We start from the raw sequence: 23,359 nt of genomic DNA, 5'->3' as shown, positions 1-23,359 counted from the left end.
ACCCGCACCCTGGACCGTAATGCGCTGATTTCCTGCTATTTCTTCTTGGTGAAGGCCTCGTACGCCGCGACGACCTCCTCCGCCGGGCCGTCCATCCGCAGCGTGCCGGACTCCAGCCAGAGCGCTCGGTCGCACGTCGACGTGATCGCCGAATTGCTGTGGCTGACCAGGAAGACCGTGCCGGCCTCCTCGCGCAGCTCTTCGATCCGCTGCCGGCTGCGGCGCTGGAACTTCGCGTCGCCCGTCGCCAGCGCCTCGTCGATGAGCAGGACGTCGTGGCTCTTGGCGGCGGCGATCGAGAACCGCAGCCTCGCCCCCATACCGGAGGAGTACGTCCGCATCGGCAGGGAGATGAAGTCGTCCTTCTCGTTGATGCCGGAGAAGTCGACGATCTGCTGGTAGCGGTCGTGGATCTGCTCGCGCGTCATGCCCATCGCGAGCCCGCCGAGGATGACGTTGCGCTCGCCGGTCAGATCGCTCATGAGGGCGGCGTTCACGCCGAGCAGGGACGGCTGGCCCTGGGTGTAGATGCTGCCTTTGGCGGTCGGCAGCAGGCCGGCGATCGCCTTCAGCAGCGTGGACTTGCCCGAGCCGTTCGAGCCGATCAGACCGATCGCCTCGCCCTTGTACGCGGCGAAGCTGACGCCCTTGACGGCGTGGACCTCGCGGCCGCCGCCGCTCCTGTCCTGTCTGCGGGACAGAAGCCGGCCCAGGGCGGCGGTGGCGGCGCCGCGGCCGGTCTTCGCGCCGTTGACCGTGTACGTGATGTGGACGCCGTCGGCGACGACGGTGGGGGTCTTCTCGCTCGCTTCGATGCGGTTGACGTGATCAGCCACGGCCGTACTGCTCCTCCGCCTTCCAGAAGTACAGGAATCCGCCCGCCCCGAAGAGCACGGCCCAACCGAGGGCGACCGCCCAGACGTGCGGCGGCAGCTGGGCCGAGGTGAAGCTGTCGATGAGCGCGAAGCGCATCAGGTCGATGTAGACGGCGGCCGGGTTGCACTGAAGGGCCACGGCGAACCAGTGCGGCAGGTCCCGGCCCCTGAGGACCGTCGAGAGGCTGAACATCACCCCGGACGTGTACATCCAGGTGCGCAGCAGGAAGGGCATCAGCTGGGCGATGTCGGGGGTGCGGGCGGCGATGCGGGCCATGGCCATCGACAGGCCGGTGTTGAAGACGGCCTGGAGCAGCAGCGCCGGAACCGCCAGCAGCCAGGACGCCTGCGGGAACTGCCCGAAGCCGATCAGGATGACGGTCAGCGCGCCCATGGAGAACAGCAGCTGCTGGAGCTGCTGGAGCGAGAGCGCGATGGGGAGCGCGGCGCGCGGGAAGTGCAGGGCCCGTACGAGCCCGATGTTGCCGGAGATGGCCCTGGTCCCCGCCATCACCGAGTTGGAGGTGAAGGTCCAGATGAAGACGCCGGTGACCAGGAACGGCACGAAGTCGGGGACGTGGTGGCTGGTCTTGAGCAGGATCCCGAAGATGAAGTAGTAGACCGCGGCGTTGAGCAGTGGGGTCATCAGCTGCCAGACCTGGCCGAGCTTCGCCTGGCTGTACTGCGCGGTGAGCCGGGCGGTCGCGAACGCGGTGACGAAGTGTCTGCGCGACCAGAGCTGTCCGATGTACGCGCCGAGCGAGGGCCGGGCCCCGCTGACCGTCAGTCCGTGCCGGGCGGCAAGCTCGCCGAGGCTCTCCGTGGGTGGTGCGGGTGGCCGGGTCGTGATCATCGTCTGGCTGCTGCTCACGCTGGTCGCTTTCGCCGGAGACAGGGGGAGGGAGGGGAGGAGTGGATCGTTCACGACGGAACGGACCCGTATCGTCGCTACGGGGAGGGTAGGACGGAATGGCGTCGCAACGCAACCGTCTCGTCGTCACGGGTATGCTCTGGACATGACCGCCACGGACCCGGGAACCCCACGACGCGCCCCCGCGGGAGCCGCTGTGCTCCGGGAGGACGTGACCGAAGCGATTCGCGCCGCCGTCTTCGAGGAACTGGCCGCGGTCGGCTTCGCCCGGATGTCGATCGAGGGCATCGCGCGCCGGGCGGGCGTCGGCAAGACCGCGGTCTACCGGCGCTGGAAGTCCAAGCTGTCCCTCGTCCTCGACCTGGTCTCGGCCTTCGCCGCGCGGGGGCTGCCGGCGCCGGCGACCGGCTCGCTGTACGGGGACGTCCGCGCGCTCCTCGAAGTCGCCTCGCACGCCCTGCGCCACCCGGTCGCGTCCCAGGTCATCCCCGATCTGCTGGTCGAGGCCGCCCGCCATCCCGAGATCTCCGACGCGATCAAAGCCGCCCTGTTCGACAGCCAGCAGGGTGTCGCCGCGCTGGTGGTGCGCGACGCGGTCGCGCGCGGCGAGCTTCCGGCGTCGACGGATCCGGACCGCGCGCTGGACGTGATCATCGGACCGCTGTACTGGCGACTGGTCGTGGTGCGCAGCGATCTGCCCAAGGGATACCTCGACGACCTCGCGGCCTCCGCGGTGGCGGCACTGACGCGCTGACCTGCCGAGACGCGGATGAGGTCGCGCCTACGGGCCGCCTGCGTGCCGCGTACGGGCGGCATGCGGGCGGCATGTGGCACGGCGCACGGTCGCTGTGTGCGCTCGGCCGAGTGGGCGAACCGCCGCCGCGGGTGCGTAGCCCGAATGGGCGGAGCGTCGTTGCTGTGTCGAGCGGGCGGACGGCACGCCCGAGGCGTGTGGAGGTCACCCCATGAGCGCACCGGGCACGGCAGGCACCCCCGATGTCCCCGACGTCCCCGTCGCCGACGTCCCCGACGTCCCCGACGCCCCCGACGTCCCCGACGTCACGGTCATCGTCACGCTCCACGAGGCGGTCCGTGACGCGGAGCCGCACCTCCACCGGTGCCTGGAGTCACTCACCGGCCAGACCATCGGCGAGGACCGCATCGAGGTGTTCGTCGTGGACGACGGAATCGCCGACGGCAGCCCGGCCGAGCTGGAACGGTTCTTCGCCGACCATCCCGGTCTGTGCACCGTCCTCCCCCGCCCCGGCACCCGCAACCAGGCCCTCGCACGTGCGCGCGGCCGCCATCTGTTCTTCCTCCGCGCCGACGGCTTCCTCGGCCGGGAGGCGCTGGCCCGTCTCGTCGGCGCCGCGGACGCCTACGGCTCCGACGTCGTGTACGCCAAGACCGCGGGCGCGAGCGGTGCGTCGGGCGCCGTCTTCGCCCGCACCGAGCACGGCGTACCGTTCGACGCCCCGGGGCTGCCCTGGGAGCTGTCGTGCACCAAGCTGTTCCGCCGGGAGGCGGCCGTGGAGCCGCACGGCCTGCGATTCCACGAGGACATCCCCGCCGCCCTCGCCGAGCAGGCGTTCACCCTCGAAGCCCTCTTCCGGGGACGAGGCATCTCCGTACTGGCCGACTACGACTACTGCTTCGGTGCCGAGCCGAGCCCCGAGGCGCCCGCGATCGAGGACCTGCTGCGCGGGACGGCCGCCGCGATGGCCGTGACGGCCCGGTTCACCGAGCCCGGCCCGCTCCGCGACGGCTTCCACCTCCGCCACTTCGCCGACGAGGCCGACCGGTTGACCGGCCCCGGCCTCCTGGAGGCGGCCGAGCCGGTGCGGCGGCGGGTCTTCGCCGGGCTGCGCAGGCTCGTCACGGACCACCTCAGCGACGCCGTGCTCGCCCGGCTGCGGCCGGGACTGCGCCTGCGCCTGTCGTACGTACGCACCGGCGACCTGCCAGGACTCCTCTCGGTCATCCGCTACGAGGTCGGCCACGGGGTACCGCCCCTGCGCACCCACCTCGTCTCCGCGAACTGGCGGCGCACCGGCCCCGCCCGCCACACCCTCGTCGTCACCGCCCGCAGCCCACTGCCCCGCCTGGCCGCACTCGACCCGGCTCCGGTCCGGCTCACCGGCACCGGCCCGCAGGCCGGCCGGATCCTGCTGCGCCCGGCCCCCGACGGCGGCGGCACGGTGATCGAGGTGCGCATCCCCGCCGACGCTTTTCCGCCAGGTCGCACCCGGATCGGCCTGCGCACGGCATTCCTCGGTACCGAGCACCTGGCCGCCGTGCCCGCCGGGGCCCCGCCCCGGCGCGCCCACGGTCTGCGCGGCCTGCGCCCGTACCGGCTGAACGTGGCCGCGGACGGCACCCGGGGGCTGGTCGTCGCCGTCTCCCCCGTCGGGCTGCCCGGGCGCCGGCTCAGCGGCGGCCGCGCACGACCCGCCTGAGGGCGCGGGTCAGGATCGGCGGCAGCAGGTCCCGTGCGACACGGCGGGCGAGCGGGGCCCGCCGCCGCTGAGCCGCGCCGGTCGCCGGCACGGCCGTGGCCCCGGTCGCCGGCCCGGGCCGGTGACGGGACTCCGGCTGCGCCGGACTGGCCGACTTCTTGCCGTCGATACGGATCAGCGGCGCCCCGGCCACCTCCTCCACCACATGCACGAGGTCCGTCCGCGTCCTCAGCCAGGCGAGCAGCGCGTCGCCCATCTTCTCCGGGTCGCCCCAGGTCCCGTACATCTTGGTGGCGGTGATGCAGACCGGCCGCAGCCCCGAGGTGGCGACGGCTCCCCAGGCGGCGGCCGCGACACCCGGGCAGTGCTCGGCCCGGAAGTCGTCGAGGACCACGAGTCCGTCCGTGGTGAGGAGCTCCCGGGCGGCCTCGATGTCGTTCTTGACGTGCTCGTACAGATGCGAGGCGTCGATGTGGACGAAGCGGCAGCTTGCCGCGCGGACCCGGGAGGAGATCACGGAGGTGGGCGCCTGGACGAGAGTCGGCAGCTCGTCGTGGAAGGACAGGTAGTTGGCCTCGAAGGCGCGACGGGTGAGCGTCGCGTACGACCGGTTCATCTCGGCGCTGTTGGAGGCGTCGGGGGCGGGCGAGTCCCAGAGGTCGCAGACCGTGAACTCCTCGCCGTCCCGCAGGTACATGCCCAGGAAGATCGCGCTCTTGCCCATGTACGCGCCGAGTTCGAGCAGGTCACCCGCCTCGCCCTGGTCACGTTGGCGGGTCAGGAACCAGTCGAAGAGCAGCTGGTCGACCGGCCGGAACCAGCCCTTGACGTCATCGAGTCGGGTGGGCTGGGGGAGTTCGACGCGGGACTCGGCGGGGGACTGCGCCGGTGCACTCGTCTGTGCCATGGATGTCTTCTCTCTCGGGACTCGGCGATGAGCGGGAACGCTGAGGCTGAGGCTGAGGGTGAGGATGGGGCTTCGGCTGAGGGCTGGTACTCGCGTTCGTGAGCGGGATGCGGTGGGCCGGGCGCGCAGCGCGGCGTATGTCAGGCACGTGTCGCGGGCGCGTCGGACGTGCGCGGCGCGGCCGCCTCGCAGACGCTCGACGCGTGGCCGGGTATCCGTCTGAAGGCCGGCGTACGCCACTTCTCCGGCGCCTGGAGGGAGTCGCGGGAGTCGACGAAAGTCATGCCCCGGTCCTACTCCCCGAAGGTGTCGAAGGGTTTGCGGGCGGGTGAGGTGCCGATGATTCTCGTGGGGTGCTCCCGTGTGTACGCACGCTCGGTCGAGGGCTCGACCGAGCGTGCGATCCCCGCGACGGCCGGCGAGCGCTACTTGACCGCGCCCGCCATCACGCCGGACACGAACTGCCGCTGGAACGCGAAGAAGACGGCGAGCGGAATCACCATCGACACGAACGCGCCGGGCGCCAGTACGTCGATGTTGTTGCCGAACTGCCGTACCTGCTGCTGCAGCGCCACGGTGATCGGCGGTGACTCGGAGTCCGCGAAGATCAGCGCGACGAGCATGTCGTTCCAGACCCAGAGGAACTGGAAGATCCCGAGCGAGGCGATCGCCGGCCCGCCGAGCGGCAGCACGACCCGCGTGAACAGCCTGATTTCGCCCGCCCCGTCCAGCCGGGCCGCCTCCAGCAGCTCCCGCGGAATCTCCGCGAAGAAGTTCCGGAGGAGGAAGATCGCAAAGGGAAGGCCGAAAGCGACGTGGAAGATCACGACTCCGGCCGTCGTCTCGAAGATCCCGATGTCGCCGAAGAGCTTCGACACGGGGACGAGAGCGACCTGGACCGGGACGACGAGCAGTCCGACGACGACCAGGAACCACCAGTCACGGCCCGGGAACTCCATCCACGCGAAGGCGTATCCCGCGAGCGAGCCGATCACGACGACCAGGACCGTGGCCGGAACGGTGATCAGGACCGTGGAGAGCAGCGAGTCGGTGATGGTGTCGTTCTCCAGCAGCCTGGAGTAGTTCTCGGTCGTGATCCGGGCGGGCTCGGTGAAGACCTCCCACCAGCCGCTCGCGTTGATGTCGGCGGGCGAGCGGAGCGAGGACAGCAGCAGCCCCACGGTCGGCATCAGCCAGAACAGCCCGACCAGGACGAGGAGGACCCGCATGGCCCCGCCGCCGGTACGGGCGGCGACACGGGTGGCGAGCGTCGGCTTCGCCTTCGCCCTTGCGGCGGAGTCGGTGCTCATCGGCGCGTCTCCCTTCGCATCCGCCGGATGTTGAAGAGCATCACCGGGATCACCAGCAGCAGGAGCAGCACCGCGATCGCGCTGCCCACGCCGAGATGGGCGTCGGTGCCGAACGACGAGCGGTAGAGCTGCAGTGCCAGCACGTTCGCGTCGTCCTGGGCCGAGCCGGGCGCGATGATGAAGACCAGGTCGAAGATCTTCAGGACGTTGATCATCAGCGTGACCAGGACGACCGCGAGGACCGGCGCGAGCAGCGGGACGGTCACCTTGCGGAAGACCTGCCACTCGTTGGCCCCGTCCACCCGGGCCGCCTCCAGCAGCTCGCGCGGCACGGCCGCCAGCCCAGCGGCGATCAGCACCATCGCGAAGCCCGCCCACATCCAGATGTACGAGCCGATGATCGCCGGGGTCACGAGCGACGGGCCGAGCCAGTTCACTCCGTTGTACGGCTCCCGGAAGTTGCTCTCCGGGAGCCGGAGTTGCGCTCCTTCCGCCTCCGCGGGGAGCGAGAACGTACCGTCGGCGGCCGCCGTGGCGGTGGCGACGACCTTGCCGTCTTTGACCGCCTCGACCTTGATGCCCTTGAGGCCCAGCTCCTCGGCGTCGATGGTGTTGGGCTTTCCGCCGCCGCCCCGGGTGAAGTCCAGCCAGGCCGTGCCGGTGATCCTGCCGGGCTCGGTCGCGGGCGCCTTCGCGGGCTTCGCATCGTCCGGCATCTTCCCGGGAGCCACCCCGACGAGGGGCAGCTGGACGGCCGTGCCCGCCGTGACCGGCTCCTTGGTGATGAAGGCCCCGCCGCCCGCCGCCTCGAGCGGATGGACGGGCAGCGGATGCGCCTTCGGGAAGCCGGCCGATTCGGCGAAGGTGTCGTGCACGCCGACCCAGATCGCGTTGGCGACACCGCGCTCCGGGTCCTGCTCGTACACCAGCCGGAAGATGATGCCCGCGGCCAGCATCGAGATCGCCATGGGCATGAAGACGATGAGTTTGAACGCCGTGCCCCAGCGGACCCGCTCGGTGAGCACGGCGAAGATCAGACCGAGGGCGGTGGCGACGGCCGGGGCGACGACCACCCAGATCGCGTTGTTCTTGACGGCCGTGAGGATGGTGTCGTCGGTGAAGATCTCGACGTAGTTGTCGAGCCCGGCGAAGGCGTTGCCGGACTTGTCGAAGAAGGACCGGTAGAGCGAGTACCCGATCGGGTAGACCACGAGGGCGCCGAGCAGCACCAGCGCGGGCAGCAGAAAGCCGGCGGCGACGAGCCTGCGGGTGCCGGTCACGCTCTTGCGCCTGCGTACGCCGCCGGTGGCGGAGGGCACGGGGTCCTCCGCCGCTTCGGAGGACGTGCCGTTGGAGGCTCGGTCGGACGCTCCGGGGGCCGTCATCGCCGCGTCAGCTCTTGTACGCCTTGGCCGCGTCGGCCTCCAGCCGCGCCTGTGTGCCCGCGATGTCCTTCGGGTTCTTGAGGAAGTCCTGGAGCGCCTTCCACTCGCCCTTGCCGGGCGTGCCGCCGAACGACTGCGGCATCTGGTCCGACATGTCGAAGCGGAAGTCGTCGCCCGCGGCGATCAGCGCCTTCGCGATGTCGCGCTGGACGTCGTTCGGATACGCGGCCACGTCCAGGGACTTGTTGGGGGAGATGAAACCGCCGGACCCGGCCCAGATCTTCGCCGCGTCGGGCGACGCCAGGAACGTCAGCAGCGCCTGCGCGCCCTTGGAGTCCTTCAGCGCGACGGCCGCGTCGCCGCCGGTGACCACCGGGGGCTCGGCGCCGACCGCCGGGAAGGGGAACACCTTCGCGTCCGTACCGATCTTGGCCTCGGTCTGGGCGATGTTGACGGTGACGAAGTCGCCCTCGAAGACCATCGCGCCCTTGGGCTGGTCGCCGCCGGTGAAGGTCTGGGTGACGGACTTGGGGAACTCGGTCTGCAGGGCGCCGTCCGCACCGCCCGCGATCAGGGCGGGCTTGCCGAACAGTTCGGCGAGGGTCGTCAGCGCCTGCTTGACCGAGGGATCGGTCCACTTGATCTCGTGCTTGGCCAGCTGGTCGTACTTCTCCGGACCCGCCTGGGAGAGATAGACGTTCTCGAACCAGTCGGTGAGCGTCCAGCCGTCCGCGCCGCCGACCGAGACCGGGGTGACGCCGGACGCGGAGATCGTCTCGGCCGTCGTCAGGAAGTCCTTCCAGGTCTTGGGCTCGGTGGCGCCGGCGTTCTCGAAGACCGCGTTGTTGTACCAGATGAGGGACTTGTTGGCGGCCTTGAAGTAGACGCCGTACGGCGTGCCGTCGACGGAGCCGAGGTCCTGCCAGCCCTTGGCGTAGTTCTTCGCGAGCTCGGCCTTGGCCTCCGGGCCGAGGGGCTTGGCCCACTTCTGTGCGACGGCCTGCTGGATCGCGCCGACCTGCGGCAGCATCGCCACATCGGGCGGGCTGCCGCCGGCGATCTTCGTACCGAGGAAGTTGACGATCGGGTCCTGCGCGGGGACGAACGTGACGGTGGCGCCGGTGCGCTTCTCGAACTCGTCGAGGACCTTGGTGAAGTTCTCCTGCTCGGGGCCCGTCCAGACCGCGGCGACCTCGATCTTCTCGCCGTTCAGCTTGGGCAGCTGGACGGTGGGGGCCGAGTCGCTGCCGTCGGTGCTGTCCGGCGTGCTTCCGCCGCCGCCGTCCTTGTCGCCGCTGCAGCCGGTGAGTGCGACGAGGGCGCCTATGGCGACGAGCCCCGCGATGGCCCTCGTGCGAGTGGTACGAGTCGTACGCGCTGTCCGCATCACTGCCCCGTCTCTCGTGCACCTTCGGAGGGCGCAGCCGGCCGTGACGCAGGCAGCACCGCTCCCGTCCCGTGGGGTCAGGTCTACGCCTGGGGCGGAGGCGAGGCAATACCGCCTCTGCTGTCAACTGGGTGATCATGATGGCCTCGTGACGTGCCGTCAGGGGCCGTCGGGGGCCGTCGGGGGCTGGGCCGGCCGTGGCGGGGGGCAGGGACGGCACTCTGAGGGCGGGGCCGGCTGAGGGCGGGACGGATCAGGGCCGGGCCGGGCTGAGGGGCGGCAGGGGAGTGGCGTCGACCGAGCGGGCCGCGCGGTCGAGGGCGCTGGCGAGGAGGGCCAGGTCCGTGGGCCCGTTGCCCAGTTCGCGGACCGGGCGGCGGGTCGGCGGGTCGCCCATCCGCTCCCACTCCAGCTCCACGACGGTGGGCCGCTGTGTCGCCGTACGCGGGATACGGCCCGTCACCCGGCCCGCCTGGAACGGCGTCACGCGCCCGTTCGGATGCCCGAGGCGCCCGCGGCCGGGGGCCGGGTCCTCCGGTCCCGTGGACGTGGACGGGGCGTCGAGCACCACGCGCAGCCGGGCATGGTGGGCCAGCTCCGTGTCCGCGGTGCGGTCGGGCCGGGCGGACGTCGCGACCAGATGGACGCCGAGCCGCTCGCCGTCCCTGGCCACGGCCTCCAGGGCCCGTACGACGGAACCCGCCGCGGGGCGGCCCGGGCTGCCGAGCGCCGGGGCGACCAGGGCGTCGTAGTCGTCGACGAGGACGACGAGCCGGGGGAGCGGGCGTGGTGCGTCCACGGTCGTACGCGCACCGGCCGGACGGAGCCGGAGCGTGCCGCCTGTCGGGGCTTCGATGTCGCCGCGGGAGTCTCCGGGTGACTCCCCGTGGGAGACGCCGCGCCCGTCGGCACGCAGCTCGGTGCGCGTTTCGGCACGGCCATCCGTGCGCGTGTCCGTGCGGGTGTCCGCACGTGCATCCGCGCGTGATTCGGCCGGGCTGGGCGAACGCTGGCCGACGAGCCGCTCGGAGACCTCGCGCCGCGTGTGCCATTCGGAGAAGCTCTCCCGGCCCAGCAGCTCGGCCCGACGCTTCAGCTCCGCCCCGAGTGCCTGCGCGAACTCGCGCATCCGGACCGGATCCGATGCGACCAGATGCTCGGTGACATGCGGAAGTTCCGTACAGGCCGCGAGCCCTTCGCCCCGCTCGCCGCCCGCGCCGTCGACGAGCAGCAGCCCGAGCCGGTCCGGTCGCCCGGCCGAGGCGAGCGATGCGGCGACGGCGCGGAGCAGTTCCGTACGACCGCTGCCCGCCGGGCCCTCGATGAGCAGATGCGGGCCGTCGGCCGTGAGATCGACGGAGACCGGGCCGTGCGGACCGGCGCCCAGCACCGCCGTACCGTCCGAGGCCGAAGCCCATCGGGTCATCAGCGACGCGGGCGTGGCCCTGGCCAGTCCCAACTCGTCCAGCAGCCGTGCCGACTGCGGCAGCGGCGCGGTCGCCGCCCGGCCGTGGGCGCGGCCGGTCCCGGAACCGGCCAGGGCGCCGTCCGCGTCCGCCGGGCGCAGCGGTGCCAGCGCCCGGGCGAACCGCTCGGCCCACGCCGCGGACACCGCGTCCACCGCGCCGACCGTGCCGTGCCCGGCGGGCCGTCCCGACGCCGTACGCAGCAGCCGCAGCGCCGTCGCCACATCGCCGCTCAGCAGCGCGACCGCCCCGCACTCCCGGAACGCGAGCGATGCCGCGCACGCCTCCTCGTACGTCGCCGCGACCGGGGAGAGCGGTGAGGCCGCCGGGGTCTCGGCCAGGCAGACGACATGGATGCCCCCTGCGGCGCCCGCGCCGGCCAGCCGGGCGGTGGCCTCGCGGAGCGCCGCGGAGCCGGGGTCGCCGTCCAGGATCATCACGGTCCGCGGACCCGTGTGGCGCGCCGCGGCGTCCTCGATCATGCGGCGGCCGGAGCTCGGCCAGCCCGGTCCGAGCGGACCCTCGTCCAGCCGCCGGGTCAGCTCGGCGGCCCGGGCGGTGGCCTGGTCCCGGTCGTAGGCGACGAGCAGCCGGCAGTCCTGCCCGTGCGTGGGCCGCAGATGCGGCAGCCAGCCGAGCCAGCTCCAGTCGCGCCTGCGCTCCTCCAGCGACCTGGCGCGGTCCGTGCTGATCAGCACGATCTCCAGATCGCCCGGCGGGTGCAGCGCGGCGAGCTGCGCCACGACCGATCTGGCGAGTCCGGTGAGCCGCGAGCGGGGACCGGCGAGCCCGAGCGACCCGGCCTCGCGCAGTCCTACGGTGACGGGAACGGCGAGCGTGTCCGCGCGGTCCGCGGTACCGAGCCGAACCGCGAGCTCCTCGGGGTGCCCCGGCCCCCGCTCCCACAGCCGCGGCCCGGGCCCGAGGGCGGTGAGCAGCACGCCGGCCGGATCGGGCCACGTCTCGACGAGGGGAGCGGCGGCGACCGCCACCTCCCCGCGCTCGCCCGCGTCCTCCGGTGCCGCGTCCCCGCGCGCCCCGGCCAGCCGCCGCGCCCAGGCCCCTATTCCGCGCTTGCGCGGCCCGCTCTCGCCTCGCGTGTGCGTCCCGCCACTGCGCGCCGGGCCGCTACCACCGCCGTCGCCCGCGGCCGCCGCATCGCCGTCTGTCCCCTCGGCGGCAGGGCGGTGGCCCCGGTCGTACGCGACCGGCCCTCGCCCGACGCCGTCGTGCGCGGCTCCGGTTCCATGGCCGGCTTCGGTCCCGGGCGCATGCCCGCCCAGCGGTCGTGTGGCTCCGCCGTGTGTCACGTCGGACGCGTGTCCGGTCGAGATTCCTGGAAGGTGGCCGCCGGAACCCGCACCGTGGGCTCCACCGGCGCGGCCGCCGCTGTCACCGGCCTCGTCGGCGGCGCCGGGGTCGTTCCACCCCGCGGCCGCCTCGCCGGAGGCTGCGGGGGCGGCAAGGCCACCGGGCGCCCGGCCCGCACTCCCGCCCCGCGCCTGGGTGCCGTACGCCGCGCCGCGCGCGTCGCCCGTGCCCGCACTGCCCCGCTGTGCGGGCACCGTGCCACCGGGTGCCTGCCCGCGAGCCGTCGCCCCGTCCGCACGGGCCCATGACGGCGCCTGCCGCCCGTCCCGGGCCGTACGGCCGTGCTCGTGGCCGTAGGGAGCGGCCTCCGGCCCTTCCTGCCCTTCCGGCACATCGCTGCGGGCGTGGTCCACCGATCCCGCCGCACCCGCCGCGGAGGCATGCGGCCGGCCGACCCGCAGGTGCCCCTCGCCGTCCGGCGTCGTCGTCAGCCGGGCAGGACCCGTCGGCGGGGCCAGGCACAGGGTGGACTCGCCGATGCGGAGGAGGGCGCCCGGGAGCAGCCGGAGAGGGCGGGTGCCGACGGGGGTGCCGTCCAGCGTGGTGCCGTTCGTGGAGCCGAGGTCCGCGACCGTGACGCCGCCGTCGTCAGCGACGGTCACGGCGCAGTGGAGCCGCGAGACGTCCGGGTCGTCGAGGGGGACGTCCGCCTCGGCGGAGCGTCCGACGCGGATCTGGCCGCCGTGGAGCAGATGCACTCCGCCCGCGTCCGGCCCGGCGACCACATGGAGCTGGGCCTGGGCCTGGGCTCCAGCCTCTCCCTCCCCGTCGCCGTCCGCGGGGGCCTGGAGCGACAGCACCGCGCCGTCCACCAGCGGAGGCTCGCCCAGCGCGCACCGCTGGGCGTCGAGCCGCTCCTGGCCGGCGTACAGCACGACGGGTCCGGGCGCGTCCGGCCCGGACACGGCCGCGGCCAGCCCGGAGGCGACGGCCGCCAGTGCCGTACCGGCAGGGGCCGTGACGAGGACGTCGCACACACGCGCAGCGCCCTGCGTGGACTGGCCGCTGCGCGGCGCGAGGACGGTCAGCCGGATCTGCATCGCCGTCAGCGGTCCCTTCTGCGCGGGGTGCCCGGCAGGGGAGCCGCCCTGTGATTCCCCCCACCCGGCAGGTCGGCACGGCAGCAGGCCCCCCGACCCCACAACTCCGTGCTGGAGGCATCCTCGCACCTGCCACCGACAGCGCGCCCGCCCCCCACCCTCAAGTGATCTTGATTGGTCGGCTCTGGCCGCAAAAGTGCCTGGTTGGGATCGCCTCTGCCGTCCTCCGCACGGCCGTTCGGCAACCATCCGGCCACCGATGACGTCTTACCGGCCAATCCGGTGAGCACACCGGTGACCCGATCGGCGGCACTACAGTGGGCCGGACACCCGGTCGGGGCCATATATGGACCGGGGATCACTTCAGGGACCACCCGGGTCCGGTCTCCAGGACCACCCTGGGGCCGCCCAGGACCACCAGAACCACGATCAGCAGGGAGCGCATGACGTGCGGCCGGTAGGCAGCAAGTACCTGCTCGAGGAACCGCTCGGCCGCGGTGCCACGGGCACCGTCTGGCGAGCCCGCCAGCGGGAGACCGCCGGAGCCGAGGCAGCGGTCCCCGGCCAGCCGGGTGAGACCGTCGCGATCAAGGTCCTCAAGGAGGAGCTCGCGAACGACGCGGACGTCGTGATGCGGTTCCTGCGCGAGCGCTCCGTCCTGCTCCGTCTCACGCACCCGAACATCGTCCGCACCCGCGACCTGGTCGTCGAGGGCGACCTCCTCGCCCTGGTGATGGACCTGGTCGACGGCCCGGACCTGCACCGCTACCTCCGGGACAGCGGCCCGTTCACCCCCGTGGCGGCCGCCCTGCTCACGGCCCAGATCGCGGACGCGCTGGCCGCCAGCCACGCCGACGGCGTCGTCCACCGCGACCTCAAGCCCGCCAACGTCCTGCTCGCCGAGCGCGGCGGCGAGATGCACCCGATGCTCACCGACTTCGGCATCGCACGCCTCGCCGACTCCCCGGGCCTGACCCGTACGCACGAGTTCGTCGGCACGCCCGCCTACGTCGCGCCGGAGTCCGCCGAAGGCCGCCCGCAGACCTCCGCCGTCGACATCTACGGCGCCGGGATCCTGTTGTACGAGCTGGTCACCGGCCGTCCCCCGTTCGCCGGCGGCACGGCCCTGGAAGTGCTCCAACGCCACCTCAGCGAGGAGCCCCGCCGCCCGACCACCGTTCCCGCCCCGCTGTGGACGGTCATAGAGCGCTGTCTGCGCAAGGAGCCGGGCGAGCGGCCGAGCGCCGAGAACCTCGCCCGAGGCCTGCGTACCGTCGCCGCCGGAATCGGCGTCCACTCCACGCCCGCCCGGATCGAGGCCGCGGAGGGCGTCGGCGCGCTGCTCGCGCCCGACCCGTCGCCCGCGACTGTTCCGGGCATGCCCGGAGCGGCCGATCCCACCCAGGTGCTGCCGGGCAACGCGTCCTCGTACGACCCGAACGCCGCGACCAGCGTGATGCAGCAGACCGGCGCCGCCGACCCGACCGCGGTCATGCAGCCCCTGCCGCCGCGCCCCGACGGTCCGCCGCAGCCCGGGCCCGAGGAGCCGCACCCGTGGCAGTCCCAGCTGCAGGCGGCCCGGGACCGCAACGAGCAGACCCAGGTCCAGTACCTGGACCCGAGCCAGGACCCGCTGCGCCGTCGGCCGCAGCGCCAGCCGGCCCCCAGGCCGCAGCAGCCGCCCCAGCGGCAGCAGCGTCCGCAGCCGCAGCCCCAGCCGCGACGGCAGCCTCAGCAGCAGTGGGCCCCGCCGCCCCCGCAGCAGCAGTACGCCCCGCAGCCTCAGAGGCAGCAGTACGCGCCCCCGCAGCCGCCGCCCCAGCAGCCCGCTCCGCGTCCGCCGCGCGAGCCGCGGCAGCGCAGCGCGAACCCGATGCGGATCCCGGGCCTCGGCTGCCTCAAGGGCTGCCTGTTCACGCTGATCCTGTTCTTCGTCGCGGGCTGGCTGATCTGGGAGCTCACCCCGCTCCAGAGCTGGATCGCCGAGGGCAAGAGCTACTGGGAGGCCATCGGTGACGCCGCGTCGGGCGTGAGCGACTTCATCGAGGAGCTCACCGGCGGCTCGGGCACGGGCGCCGGTCAGTAGCACCGGTCGGCAGCGGGCGATCACTCTGTCGTTATGTCGACTTCTGCGGGGGAAAAAGCCCCGCAGAAGTGACGGTTGGCGCCATCCGGGGCACGAGGTACCCCGACAGCCGCGTAGTTTGATGGGCAACGCCAGCCGCTGAGGGAGCAGTCTTGGCACGGAACATCGGCAGCCGGTACACCGCCCACCAGATCCTCGGGAGGGGCAGCGCGGGCACGGTGTGGCTAGGCGAGGGCCCGGAGGGCCCCGTCGCCATCAAGCTGTTGCGCGAGGACCTCGCGTCGGACCAGGAGCTGGTCGGACGCTTCGTCCAGGAGCGCACGGCGCTTCTCGGGCTCGACCACCCCCATGTCGTCGGCGTCCGTGACCTGGTCGTGGACGGCACCGACCTCGCCCTGGTGATGGATCTCGTCCGCGGCACCGATCTGCGCACCCGCCTCGACCGCGAGCGCCGGCTCGCCCCCGAGGCCGCCGTCGCGATCATCGCCGACGTCGCCGAGGGCCTCGCCGCGGCGCACGCCGCAGGAGTCGTCCACCGCGACGTCAAGCCGGAGAACATCCTGCTCGACATGCAGGGCCCGCTCGGCCCCGGCGGAGCCCACCCCGCCCTGCTGACCGACTTCGGCGTCGCCAAGCTCATCGACACCCCGCGCCGCACCCGGGCCACCAAGATCATCGGTACGCCGGACTATCTCGCCCCGGAGATCGTCGAGGGCCTCCCGCCGCGCGCGGCCGTCGACATCTACGCCCTCGCGACGGTCCTGTACGAGCTGCTCGCGGGCTTCACCCCCTTCGGCGGCGGCCATCCGGGCGCCGTTCTGCGCCGCCATGTCACCGAGACCGTGGTCCCGCTGCCCGGCATTCCGGACGAGCTGTGGCAGCTCGTCGTCCAGTGTCTGGCCAAGGCGCCCGCGTCCCGCCTGCGCGCCTCCGAGCTCGCCGCGCGCCTGCACGACCTGCTGCCGCTGCTGGCGGGCATGCCTCCGCTGGACGTGGACGAGCCCGACTCGGAGCCGCCGTCGGAGGTCTACGAGGAGCCGGACCACGCCACCCTCCCCACCGCGCCCCGCAGGGCAGCCGTCCCCCTCGTCCCCGGATCGGCCACCGACTCCAACCGGGACACCCACACCTCCATGCGCGTTCCCGGCCCCGACGAGCTCGCGGGCGGCGCCCGCGGCACCGCCCGCGCCCCCCGCACCCCCGGCCAGCGCCGCCCCGGCTCGGCCCGCCACAAGGCGGAGGCGGTCCGCAGGCGCCGCATCACGCTCGGTGTCGCGGGCCTGGTGCTGGTGGCCGCGGTCGGTGTCGGCGGCTGGCTGGCGACGAGCGGCGACGACGACGGCGTACCGCCCCAGGACTCCGAGCAGTCGGCACCCTCACAGCCCTAGGTCTTGTCCGGCGGGCCGGAACACCCCGGCCAGCCGTTACGCTGGACGCGTGGCAGTCGTCGATGTATCCGAAGAGCTGAAGTCCCTCTCCTCGACCATGGGGTCGATCGAGGCCGTCCTGGACCTCGACAAGCTGAGGGCAGACATCGCCGTGCTCGAGGAGCAGGCGGCGGCACCGTCGCTGTGGGACGACCCCGAGGCGGCACAGAAGATCACCAGCAAGCTCTCGCACCTGCAGGCCGAGGTCCGCAAGGCGGAGGCGCTGCGTGGGCGTATCGACGACCTCGAGGTGCTCTTCGAGCTCGCCGAGGACGAGGACGACCCGGACACCCGCGCCGAGGCCGAGGCCGAGCTGGAGTCGGTCCGCAAGGCGCTGGACGAGATGGAGGTCCGCACGCTCCTCTCCGGCGAGTACGACGAGCGCGAGGCACTGGTCAACATCCGCGCGGAGGCCGGTGGCGTCGACGCCGCCGACTTCGCCGAGCAGCTGCAGCGCATGTACCTCCGCTGGGCCGAGCGCCACGGCTACGGCACCGAGGTCTACGAGACGTCGTACGCGGAAGAGGCCGGCATCAAGTCGACCACCTTCGTCGTCAAGACGCCGTACGCCTACGGCACGCTCTCCGTCGAGCAGGGCACGCACCGCCTGGTCCGCATCTCCCCCTTCGACAACCAGGGCCGCCGCCAGACGTCCTTCGCGGGCGTCGAGATCCTCCCGGTCGTCGAGCAGTCCGACCACGTCGAGATCGACGAGTCCGAACTGCGCGTGGACGTCTACCGCGCCTCCGGCCCGGGCGGCCAGGGTGTCAACACGACCGACTCCGCGGTCCGTATCACCCACATCCCGACCGGCATCGTCGTCTCCTGCCAGAACGAGCGCTCCCAGATCCAGAACAAGGCGAGCGCGATGAACGTCCTCCAGGCGAAGCTCCTGGAGCGTCAGCGCCAGGAGGAGCGGGCCAAGATGGACGCCCTCAAGGGCGACGGCGGCAGCTCCTGGGGCAACCAGATGCGTTCGTACGTCCTCCACCCGTACCAGATGGTCAAGGACCTGCGTACGGAGTTCGAGGTCGGCAACCCGCAGGCGGTGCTGGACGGTGAGATCGACGGCTTCCTGGAGGCCGGAATTCGCTGGCGCAAGCAGCAGGAGAAGTAGCACCTCGCTTTGTCGACATGCGAACTGCCGCCCTACGGGCGGCAGTTCGGCTTTTGCGTCACAGTTGTGTGCCGCGCCTCGGTCAACTGCCCTTATTTCGGGCATCGCAGGCGCAACGAAACTTGACGCGTCCGCGAAAAGTGGGAAGGCTGACGCGCGGCATACGTATTTATGGGGCGCGTGTGGGCGGGGGAAACGGAAGAACGACCCTCAGCGGATGCTGCCCCAAGACGCTGCACACTGACGATTTAGCTACTGGGGGTAGCAGCAGATGACCAAGAAGACGCGGGTTCGTGTGGCACGGATAGCCGCCGGTGCGGTGATCGCCGCCGGCGCGTCCCTGACCGCCGCGGGCGCCGCTCAGGCCGTCGGCATCGGCGTGAACGTTGGCGGCCTCAGCGCCGAGGTCGAGGCCGACCAGAGTGGGCTGGACGTCGGCATCAACGCAGTCGAGGGCGGTGACAACAGCGGCGGCGACACCCTCGGCCAGATCTCGGGTGGTGCGGCGGCGGGTGACCCGACCAATGGTGGTGCAGCGGCGGGTGACCCGACGAACGGTGGTGCGGCGGCCGGTGACCCGACCAATGGTGGTGCGGCGGCCGGTGACCCGACCAATGGTGGTGCGGCGGCCGGTGACCCGACGAACGGTGGTGCGGCGGCCGGTGACCCGACCAATGGTGGTGCGGCGGCCGGTGACCCGACGAACGGTGGTGCGGCGGCCGGTGACCCGACCAATGGTGGTGCGGCGGCCGGTGACCCGACGAACGGTGGTGCGGCGGCCGGTGACCCGACGAACGGCGGTAACGGCAACTCGGGTGGTAACGGCAACTCCGGCGGTAACGGCAACTCGGGTGGTAACGGCAACTCCGGCGGTAACGGCAACTCGGGTGGTAACGGCAACTCCGGCGGTAACGGCAACGGCGGCGGCGGCAACGGTGGCTCCACCGCCACCGGCGGTTCCACCGGCACCGACGGTGGCGCCGGGACCTGCACCGTGGACCTGGACGGTGCCGAGTGCGCCGACAACACCGACACCGACAACGCCGGCTCCCAGCCGGTCGAGCAGGGTGAGGCCAAGGAGGAGCTGGCGGAGACCGGCGCCGCCGAGACCACGTTCCTGCTGGTCGGTGCCGCGACGATGATCGCCGGTGGCATCGGCTTCCGGATGCTGCCCCGCCTCGTCGGCGGCGGCCGCGCCGCTGTGTGACGCGGATCTCACATCACGTAAAAAGGGCCCGGGGCGCCTGTCGGCGCTCCGGGCCTTCGTGCGTCCTTGTGCGGCGTCCTCGCGAAGGTCGCAGGGACCTGCACAGACCTACACGGTCTGGTGGGCCAGCAACGCCACCGCGGCCACCAGGACCACGAGCAGCGTCAGAAGTGCGGCGGGGCTCAGGCCCGCCAGGGGGCCCTCCTGCTGCAGGCGCTCACGATTGGCGCGGCAGACGGGGCAGCGGCCCTCGGTGACGGGCGCCGCGCAGTTGGCGCACACCAGTCGGTCGTAGGTCATGCGCTCTCCTCCTCCCGCGCGGCGGAGTCGCCGACCCGAGACGTGTTCTCGCAGCGTTCCTCAGCGTGTCTTCTCCGCTCAACGCTCAGGGAAACGCATCCGTTCCCCCTACCACTGTGCCAGCTCGCGCGCGTTTCGGCGCGCCCCGTCGGATTACTCCCGATAGGTAGGCTTTCTGAGCGTCCTCTTGGGTTTCCCTGGTCGGACAAATGCCGCAACTCCGGGCGGCGACTGCGCGGGCGTTCTCCCTTCGCGTAAGGTCACGCACACCTACTCCCGGCCGACCGTGGTGCACCCGTGATCCGATTCGACAACGTCTCCAAGAGCTATCCCAAGCAGAACCGCCCCGCCCTGCGCGACGTCTCCCTGGACATCGAGAAGGGGGAGTTCGTCTTCCTCGTGGGCTCGTCCGGTTCCGGCAAGTCGACCTTCCTGCGGCTGATCCTGCGCGAGGAGCGCGCCAGCCACGGCATGGTGCACGTCCTGGGCAAGGACCTCGCGCGCCTGTCGAACTGGAAGGTGCCGCACATGCGCCGGCAGCTCGGCACCGTCTTCCAGGACTTCCGCCTGCTGCCGAACAAGACCGTGGCGGAGAACGTGGCCTTCGCCCAGGAGGTCATCGGCAAGCCGCGCGGCGAGATCCGCAAGGCCGTGCCCCAGGTCCTCGACCTCGTCGGGCTCGGCGGCAAGGAGGACCGGATGCCCGGTGAGCTCTCCGGTGGTGAGCAGCAGCGCGTCGCGATCGCCCGTGCGTTCGTCAACCGCCCGATGCTGCTGATCGCCGACGAGCCGACCGGCAACCTCGACCCCCAGACCTCCGTCGGCATCATGAAGCTGCTGGACCGGATCAACAGGACCGGCACCACAGTGGTGATGGCGACCCACGACCAGAACATCGTCGACCAGATGCGCAAGCGCGTCATCGAGCTCGAGCAGGGCCGTCTCGTACGAGACCAGGCGCGCGGCGTCTACGGCTACCAGCACTGAGCACGTAGAGCGACAAGACGGAAAGGCTGAAAGACTCGCCATGCGCGCCCAGTTCGTACTTTCGGAGATCGGCGTCGGTCTCCGTCGCAATCTCACGATGACCTTCGCGGTCATCGTCTCCGTGGCCCTGTCGCTCGCCCTCTTCGGCGGTGCGCTGCTCATGCGTGAGCAGGTCAGCACGATGAAGGACTTCTGGTACGACAAGGTCAACGTCTCCATCTTCCTCTGCAACAAGAACGACGCGGAGTCCGACGAGAAGTGCTCCAAGGGCGCGGTCACCGCCCAGCAGAAGGAAGAGATCAAGGCCGATCTCGACGAGATGAACGTCGTGGAACAGGTCCACCACGAGTCGGCCGACCAGGCCTACAAGCACTACCGGGACCAGTACGGCGACACCCCGATCGCCGCGACCATCACCCCGGACCAGATGCAGGAGTCGTTCCGGGTCAAGCTCAAGGACCCGGAGAAGTACCAGGTGGTGGCGACCGCCTTCGCCGGCCGGGACGGCGTGCAGTCCGTCCAGGACCAGCGCAACATCCTGCAGAACCTCTTCGACCTGATGAACGGCATGAACGTGGCCGCGCTGTTCGTCATGGGTCTGATGCTGGTCATCGCATTGATGCTGATCGTCAACACCGTGCGTGTGTCGGCGTTCAGCCGCAGGCGTGAGACCGGGATCATGCGGCTCGTCGGCGCGTCCAGCTTCTACATCCAGATGCCGTTCATCATGGAGGCCGCCTTCGCGGGGCTGCTCGGCGGCGCGGTCGCCTGCGTTCTGCTGCTCGTCGGGCGGTACTTCCTGATCGACAACGGCCTTGCGCTGTCCGAGAAGATGCAGTTGGTCAACTTCATCGGCTGGGACGCCGTGATCACCAAGCTTCCTCTGGTGCTCGCGATCGGGCTGCTGATGCCCGCCGTGGCCGCTTTCATCGCGCTGCGCAAGTACCTCAAGGTGTGACAAGCGCCCCTGGGCGCCGTGCGGCCAACCGCCGTACGGCGCCCTTCGCTTGTCCTAGAGTGGGCGCCATGTTGGGCCCCGAATCACCCTGGATGCCCCGTGGATACCGCCGCGGGGCGGCCCTGACATTGCTTTTCGCGAGCGTCCTCGCCACCGCGTCCGCCACCGATCTGCTGCCCCGCGGCGATGCGAAACCGCCGTCGCTGCCCGCCGCTCACGCCGCCGCGGCGACCGTCGATCCCGACGAGGTCGCCCGCGCCGCCGCCGATGCCATGGCGGACGGCAAGTCCGGGGCGGACGCGGCCGAGGAGGTCGTCAGCCGCAGCGGCGACCGCTGGGGCGCGGTGTACGACAAGGGGGAGTACGAGGAGTTCGAGCGGGCGCTCGACGGTGCGTACACCGGAGTCGGACTGTGGGCCAGGCGCGGCGCCGACGGCCGGGTCGAGGTCGCACGGGTGCAGCGGGGCGGCCCCGCCGAGCGGGCCGGGATCCGGACCGGCGACCAGCTCCGCACGATCGACGGGCAGCCGATAGACGGCCGCCCCGTCAGCGAGGTCGTCGCCCTCCTGCGCGGGGACGCCGTGGGCGGAGCGGTCGGCTCGTCCGTCGTCCTCGGTCTCCAGCGCGGCGACCACACCTGGACGGAGACGCTCCGCAGGGCGCGGCTCGACACCGAGGCCGTCACCGTCCAGCAGCTCGAAGGCGGCGCCGTGATGATCAAGGTGGCGGCCTTCACCAAGGGCACCGGCAAGCGCGTACGGGAAGCCGTCCGGGACGCCCCCGCGGGCGCCGGCGTCCTGCTCGACCTGCGGGGCAACAGCGGCGGCCTGGTCTCCGAGGCCGTCACCGCCGCCTCCGCCTTCCTGGACGGCGGCCTCGTCGCGACGTACGACGTGCACGGCGAGCAGAAGGTCCTCGACGCGGGCCCCGGCGGGGACACGGACAGGCCCGTCGTCGCCCTCGTCGACGGCGGCACGATGAGCGCGGCCGAGCTGGTCGCGGGAGCGCTCCAGGACCGTGGCCGCGCGATCACCGTGGGTGCGCGCACCTTCGGCAAGGGGTCCGTGCAGATGCCGGAGCGGCTGCCCGACGGGTCCGTCGCCGAGCTCACCGTCGGTCACTACCGCACGCCTGCGGGCCGTGACCTCGAAGGCAAGGGCATCACCCCGGACCTCGTGGTCAGTGAGCGGGCCGAGGAGCGGGCCCAGACAGTATTGAGTGGCCTCGGCACCCGCTCGTAGTGCGAAAATGAACGCACTATGGCAAAGGAAAAAGGGCGCAAGCTGATCGCGCAGAACAAGAAGGCGCGGCACGACTACCACATCCTCGACACCTACGAGTGCGGTCTCGTGCTGATGGGTACCGAGGTCAAGTCGCTGCGTCAGGGGCGGGCCTCGCTGGTGGACGGGTTCGTCCAGATCGACGACCACGAGGCGTGGCTGCACAACGTGCACGTGCCGGAGTACAGCCAGGGCACGTGGACCAACCACAGCGCCCGGCGCAAGCGGAAGCTCCTCATGCACCGGGAGGAGATCGACAAGCTGGAGTCCAAGTCCCAGGAGACGGGCCACACGATCGTGCCCCTCGCCCTGTACTTCAAGGACGGCCGGGCCAAGGTCGAGATCGCGCTCGCCAAGGGCAAGAAGGAGTACGACAAGCGGCAGACCCTGCGCGAGAAGCAGGACCGGCGCGAGGCGGACCGGGCGATGTCCGCGGCGCGGCGGCGTCAGCGGGCCTGAGCCGGCACCGCTCCCGGGGGAATAGGCTGGCACGCGCGTACGTTGGTCACGTACGATGGCACCTGCCCTCCCAGAGGGGGCACCTTTGAAAAAAGAACATGGGGATGATCGGTTTCGACAGCGGATGTCGAAGCAGGGGAAGCGTGTCGAGGAAGCGGCAATGATCTCGTAAACCATATGTCGCAACCAATAATCGCCAACACCAAGCGCGATTCCTTCGCCCTCGCTGCCTAAGTAGCGACTTGCGAAGTGTCAGCCCGGGGCTGTTCCCGACCCGGATCCTGGCATCAGCTAGGGAACTAAACCTCTGGACCCGGTCACGGGGCCTGGAGGGAAATCAAACAGTGACTGAGCCCGTCGGAGACTTGTCCGCGTGATCTCCGGGGCTGAGAAAAGCGCAGCGGACTGCACACGGAGAAGCCCTGATTCTGCACCGTTGGACGCGGGTTCGATTCCCGCCATCTCCACTG

The 23,359-nt window shown here is 71.6% G+C and carries 19 protein-coding genes and 1 other RNA gene; 11 read left to right on the top strand and 9 right to left on the bottom strand.

From position 1 onward, the window contains the following. Positions 1-35: 35 nt before the first annotated feature. Both ACWCP0_RS31690 and ACWCP0_RS31685 read right to left on the bottom strand, forming a co-directional pair. Complete coding sequence (locus ACWCP0_RS31690; RefSeq protein ID WP_451082194.1) at positions 36-836, bottom strand: ABC transporter ATP-binding protein; 801 nt, start codon at positions 834-836, stop codon at positions 36-38. Beyond that, entirely contained in the window at positions 829-1,728 is a 900-nt protein-coding gene (locus ACWCP0_RS31685) for an ABC transporter permease (protein WP_451082219.1), read from the bottom strand. Before ACWCP0_RS31685 ends, ACWCP0_RS31690 begins: the two co-directional genes overlap by 8 nt. 163 nt (positions 1,729-1,891) lie before the next feature. On the opposite strand from ACWCP0_RS31685, the gene ACWCP0_RS31680 reads away from it, so the two are divergent. Together ACWCP0_RS31680 and ACWCP0_RS31675 are read left to right on the top strand one after the other, a co-directional pair. Beyond that, complete coding sequence (locus tag ACWCP0_RS31680) at positions 1,892-2,500, top strand: TetR/AcrR family transcriptional regulator (RefSeq protein ID WP_451082193.1); 609 nt, start codon at positions 1,892-1,894, stop codon at positions 2,498-2,500. A gap of 211 nt (positions 2,501-2,711) precedes the next feature. Continuing rightward, entirely contained in the window at positions 2,712-4,202 is a 1,491-nt protein-coding gene (locus ACWCP0_RS31675; protein WP_451082192.1) for a glycosyltransferase, read from the top strand. Here the strand turns inward: ACWCP0_RS31675 and ACWCP0_RS31670 are convergent. The 6 genes from ACWCP0_RS31670 to ACWCP0_RS31645 all read right to left on the bottom strand — a co-directional run bounded on the left by ACWCP0_RS31670 (position 4,174) and on the right by ACWCP0_RS31645 (position 13,068). Beyond that, on the bottom strand, positions 4,174-5,109 hold the full coding sequence (locus tag ACWCP0_RS31670; protein ID WP_451082191.1) for a class I SAM-dependent methyltransferase: 936 nt from the start codon (positions 5,107-5,109) through the stop codon (positions 4,174-4,176). The two genes, ACWCP0_RS31675 and ACWCP0_RS31670, sit on opposite strands and share 29 nt — an antisense overlap. 140 nt (positions 5,110-5,249) lie before the next feature. After that, positions 5,250-5,393: a hypothetical protein gene (locus ACWCP0_RS31665; protein ID WP_451082190.1), complete on the bottom strand. Its 144-nt coding sequence runs from the start codon at positions 5,391-5,393 to the stop codon at positions 5,250-5,252. 141 nt (positions 5,394-5,534) lie between these two features. Continuing rightward, the gene (locus ACWCP0_RS31660; protein WP_451082189.1) at positions 5,535-6,419 is read right to left on the bottom strand and encodes a carbohydrate ABC transporter permease; all 885 of its coding nucleotides are present in this window, start codon (positions 6,417-6,419) and stop codon (positions 5,535-5,537) included. Next, complete coding sequence (locus tag ACWCP0_RS31655; protein WP_451082188.1) at positions 6,416-7,804, bottom strand: carbohydrate ABC transporter permease; 1,389 nt, start codon at positions 7,802-7,804, stop codon at positions 6,416-6,418. The genes ACWCP0_RS31660 and ACWCP0_RS31655 overlap by 4 nt, the downstream gene beginning before the upstream one ends. Before the next feature lie 7 nt (positions 7,805-7,811). After that, positions 7,812-9,191 carry an ABC transporter substrate-binding protein gene (locus ACWCP0_RS31650; protein WP_451082187.1) on the bottom strand — a complete coding sequence of 460 codons (1,380 nt, stop codon included), beginning with the start codon at positions 9,189-9,191 and terminating at the stop codon, positions 7,812-7,814. A gap of 253 nt (positions 9,192-9,444) precedes the next feature. Then, a complete protein-coding gene (locus ACWCP0_RS31645; protein ID WP_451082186.1) occupies positions 9,445-13,068 on the bottom strand; it encodes an FHA domain-containing protein in 3,624 nt (1,207 codons plus the stop codon). Between the two features lie 448 nt (positions 13,069-13,516). Between ACWCP0_RS31645 and ACWCP0_RS31640 the strand changes: the two genes are divergently transcribed. The 4 genes from ACWCP0_RS31640 to ACWCP0_RS31625 all read left to right on the top strand — a co-directional run bounded on the left by ACWCP0_RS31640 (position 13,517) and on the right by ACWCP0_RS31625 (position 18,905). Further along, positions 13,517-15,154: a serine/threonine-protein kinase gene (locus tag ACWCP0_RS31640; RefSeq protein WP_451082185.1), complete on the top strand. Its 1,638-nt coding sequence runs from the start codon at positions 13,517-13,519 to the stop codon at positions 15,152-15,154. 152 nt (positions 15,155-15,306) lie between these two features. Next, a complete protein-coding gene (locus ACWCP0_RS31635) occupies positions 15,307-16,542 on the top strand; it encodes a serine/threonine-protein kinase (RefSeq protein WP_451082184.1) in 1,236 nt (411 codons plus the stop codon). A gap of 49 nt (positions 16,543-16,591) precedes the next feature. Beyond that, positions 16,592-17,698: a peptide chain release factor 2 gene (gene prfB / locus ACWCP0_RS31630; protein ID WP_451082183.1), complete on the top strand. Its 1,107-nt coding sequence runs from the start codon at positions 16,592-16,594 to the stop codon at positions 17,696-17,698. A 271-nt stretch (positions 17,699-17,969) separates the two neighbouring features. Then, positions 17,970-18,905: a hypothetical protein gene (locus tag ACWCP0_RS31625; RefSeq protein WP_451082182.1), complete on the top strand. Its 936-nt coding sequence runs from the start codon at positions 17,970-17,972 to the stop codon at positions 18,903-18,905. A gap of 108 nt (positions 18,906-19,013) precedes the next feature. On the opposite strand, the gene ACWCP0_RS31620 is transcribed toward ACWCP0_RS31625, so the two are convergent. Next, entirely contained in the window at positions 19,014-19,205 is a 192-nt protein-coding gene (locus ACWCP0_RS31620; RefSeq protein WP_351232653.1) for a hypothetical protein, read from the bottom strand. Between the two features lie 297 nt (positions 19,206-19,502). On the opposite strand from ACWCP0_RS31620, the gene ftsE reads away from it, so the two are divergent. The 5 genes from ftsE (at position 19,503) to ssrA (ending at position 23,359) form a co-directional block, all read left to right on the top strand. Beyond that, positions 19,503-20,192 (top strand): cell division ATP-binding protein FtsE, encoded by a 690-nt coding sequence (gene ftsE / locus ACWCP0_RS31615; protein WP_451082181.1) that lies wholly within the window; start codon positions 19,503-19,505, stop codon positions 20,190-20,192. Between the two features lie 40 nt (positions 20,193-20,232). Continuing rightward, positions 20,233-21,150, top strand: a complete 918-nt coding sequence (gene ftsX / locus ACWCP0_RS31610; RefSeq protein WP_451082180.1) for a permease-like cell division protein FtsX — start codon at positions 20,233-20,235, stop codon at positions 21,148-21,150. A gap of 68 nt (positions 21,151-21,218) precedes the next feature. Next, a complete protein-coding gene (locus ACWCP0_RS31605; protein WP_451082179.1) occupies positions 21,219-22,391 on the top strand; it encodes a S41 family peptidase in 1,173 nt (390 codons plus the stop codon). Positions 22,392-22,409: 18 nt separating this feature from the next. Further along, a complete protein-coding gene (gene smpB, locus ACWCP0_RS31600) occupies positions 22,410-22,889 on the top strand; it encodes an SsrA-binding protein SmpB (RefSeq protein ID WP_351232659.1) in 480 nt (159 codons plus the stop codon). Positions 22,890-22,989: 100 nt separating this feature from the next. Beyond that, positions 22,990-23,359: a transfer-messenger RNA gene (gene ssrA, locus ACWCP0_RS31595) on the top strand.

The sequence above is a fragment of the Streptomyces sp. NPDC001970 genome, assembly GCF_053594115.1.
This window is presented reverse-complemented; position numbering and strand designations above follow the sequence as displayed.

Bases quoted from the DNA above. Each gene is read 5' to 3' on its own strand.
- ACWCP0_RS31685 (WP_451082219.1), bottom strand. From the start codon at position 1,728: ATGATCACGACCCGGCCACCCGCACCACCCACGGAGAGCCTCGGCGAG.
- ACWCP0_RS31680 (WP_451082193.1), top strand. From the start codon at position 1,892: ATGACCGCCACGGACCCGGGAACCCCACGACGCGCCCCCGCGGGAGCC.
- ACWCP0_RS31675 (WP_451082192.1), top strand. From the start codon at position 2,712: ATGAGCGCACCGGGCACGGCAGGCACCCCCGATGTCCCCGACGTCCCC.
- ACWCP0_RS31670 (WP_451082191.1), bottom strand. From the start codon at position 5,109: ATGGCACAGACGAGTGCACCGGCGCAGTCCCCCGCCGAGTCCCGCGTC.
- ACWCP0_RS31665 (WP_451082190.1), bottom strand. From the start codon at position 5,393: ATGACTTTCGTCGACTCCCGCGACTCCCTCCAGGCGCCGGAGAAGTGG.
- ACWCP0_RS31660 (WP_451082189.1), bottom strand. From the start codon at position 6,419: ATGAGCACCGACTCCGCCGCAAGGGCGAAGGCGAAGCCGACGCTCGCC.
- ACWCP0_RS31655 (WP_451082188.1), bottom strand. From the start codon at position 7,804: ATGACGGCCCCCGGAGCGTCCGACCGAGCCTCCAACGGCACGTCCTCC.
- ACWCP0_RS31650 (WP_451082187.1), bottom strand. From the start codon at position 9,191: ATGCGGACAGCGCGTACGACTCGTACCACTCGCACGAGGGCCATCGCG.
- ACWCP0_RS31645 (WP_451082186.1), bottom strand. From the start codon at position 13,068: ATGCAGATCCGGCTGACCGTCCTCGCGCCGCGCAGCGGCCAGTCCACG.
- ACWCP0_RS31625 (WP_451082182.1), top strand. From the start codon at position 17,970: ATGACCAAGAAGACGCGGGTTCGTGTGGCACGGATAGCCGCCGGTGCG.
- ACWCP0_RS31620 (WP_351232653.1), bottom strand. From the start codon at position 19,205: ATGACCTACGACCGACTGGTGTGCGCCAACTGCGCGGCGCCCGTCACC.
- ftsX (WP_451082180.1), top strand. From the start codon at position 20,233: ATGCGCGCCCAGTTCGTACTTTCGGAGATCGGCGTCGGTCTCCGTCGC.
- ACWCP0_RS31605 (WP_451082179.1), top strand. From the start codon at position 21,219: ATGTTGGGCCCCGAATCACCCTGGATGCCCCGTGGATACCGCCGCGGG.
- smpB (WP_351232659.1), top strand. From the start codon at position 22,410: ATGGCAAAGGAAAAAGGGCGCAAGCTGATCGCGCAGAACAAGAAGGCG.